The organism is Kitasatospora sp. NPDC053308, assembly GCF_055585785.1.
This window is the reverse complement of sequence record NZ_JBVJJY010000061.1, coordinates 1-2,119: the sequence shown is the minus strand read 5'-3', so window position 1 is coordinate 2,119 and position 2,119 is coordinate 1. Positions and strand designations below refer to the sequence as shown.

The following is a 2,119-nucleotide window of genomic DNA, read 5'->3' as shown; positions in this document are numbered from 1 at the left end:
GCCGACCGCCGGGCGGCCGGGCTGCCCGGGACGTCCCTCGCCTGGGGCCTGTGGGCGAACGTCAGCGGCCTGACCGGGCAGCTCACCGACTCCGACCGGGCCCGACTGACCCGTGGCGGCGCCGTGGCGCTGAGCGCGGCCGAGGGCCTGGCGCTGCTGGACCAGGGGATCGCCCGCTCCGAGGCGCTGCTGGTGGCGACCCGGCTGGACCTGGCCGGGCTGCGGTCCCAGGCGGCCCGCACCGGCGAGGTCCCGCCGCTGTGGCGGACCCTGGTCACCGCCGGGGCCGGCCGTCGGACCGCCGCCTCGGGTGGCGTCGGCGCGGACTCGCTGCACCAGCAGCTGGCCGGGCTGTCCGAGCAGGAGCGGATGCGGCTGCTCACTGACCTGGTGCGGACCCACGTGGCGGCCGTCCTGGGCCACAGCTCCGCCGACGCCGTCGAGGCGGGCCGGGCCTTCACCGACCTGGGCTTCGACTCGCTCACCGCCGTCGAACTGCGCAACCGCCTCGGCACCGCGACCGGCCTGCGACTGCCGGCCACACTCGTCTTCGACTACCCCAACCCGGTCGCGCTCGCCGGTCACCTCCGGGCCCGGCTCGTCGGTGACGACGAGCAGCCCGTGAACCTCCTGCCGGTCCGCCCGGCGGAGGCGGGATCCGACGAGCCGATCGCGATCGTCGGCATGGCCTGCCGGTTCCCGGGCGACGTGAACGACCCCGACGGGTTCTGGCAGGTGCTCGCCACCGGGACGGACGCGATCTCCCGCTTCCCGGACGACCGCGGCTGGGACGTGGAGGGGCTCTACGATCCGGACCCCGAGAGCGTGGGCACCTCGTACACCCAGGAGGGCGGCTTCGTCGCCGACGCCGGCGGCTTCGACGCCGCGTTCTTCGGCATCAGCCCGCGCGAGGCGCTGGCGATGGACCCCCAGCAGCGGCAGCTGCTGGAGACGTCGTGGGAGGCGCTGGAGCGGGCCGGTATCGACCCGGGCGCGCTGCGCGGCAGCGCGACCGGGGTCTTCGTCGGCGGTTTCGCGTCGGCCTACGGGCTCGGACTGGCGACCGGCAGCGAGGGCGCCGAAGGACACCTGACGACCGGCTTCGCCACCAGTGTGATGTCGGGCCGGGTGTCGTACGCGCTCGGGCTCGAAGGCCCGGCGGTGACGGTCGACACGGCGTGCTCCTCGTCGCTGGTGGCGCTGCACCTGGCCGCCCAGGCCCTGCGCTCGGGCGAGTGCTCGATGGCGCTGGCCGGCGGGGCGACCGTCATGGCCACCCCCGACGGGATCGTCGGGTTCAGCCAGCAGCGCGGCCTCGCGGCGGACGGCCGCTGCAAGGCGTTCTCCGCCCAGGCGGACGGTATGGGCTTCGCCGAGGGCGCCGGCATGGTGGTCCTGGAACGGCTCTCGGACGCCCGGCGCAACGGGCACCGGGTGCTCGCGGTGGTGCGCGGCTCGGCCGTCAACCAGGACGGCGCGTCCAACGGCCTGACGGCGCCGAACGGCCCGTCGCAGCAGCGGGTGATCCGGGCCGCTCTCGCCAATGCCCGGCTGACCGCCGCGGACGTGGACGTGGTGGAGGCGCACGGGACGGGGACGACGCTGGGCGACCCGATCGAGGCGCAGGCGCTGCTGGCGACCTATGGCCAGGACCGGCCGGAGGGCCGGCCGTTGCTGCTCGGTTCGGTGAAGTCCAACATCGGGCACACCCAGGCCGCGGCCGGTGTGGCCGGGGTGATCAAGATGGTGCTGGCGCTGCAGCACGAGCAACTGCCGAGGACGCTGCACGCCGACGAGCCGTCGCCGCACGTGGACTGGTCCGCCGGTGAGGTGGAGCTGCTGACGGAGGCGACGCCCTGGCCGGCGGGGGAGCGTCCGCGCCGTGCGGGGGTGTCCTCGTTCGGCATCAGCGGCACCAACGCCCACGTCCTGCTGGAGGAGGCTCCGGCCGAGGCCCCTGTCGCGGATGGCGCCGACGTGGTCGAGCCGGCCGCTGCTCCTCCGCTGGTCGAGCCCGGCGAGGTCGGTGCGTGGCTGGTGTCGGGCCGGTCGGCCGAGGGGCTGGCCGGGCAGGCGGAGCGGCTGTACGACTGGGTGGCCGCGCGGCCGGAGCTGGCTC

The 2,119-nt window shown here is 75.7% G+C and carries 1 protein-coding gene; it reads left to right on the top strand.

Annotation, left to right across the window (positions count from 1 at the left end):
- The coding region (locus tag ACZ6Y7_RS37915; protein ID WP_465762540.1) for a type I polyketide synthase at window positions 1-2,119 on the top strand (2,119 nt) is incomplete at both ends.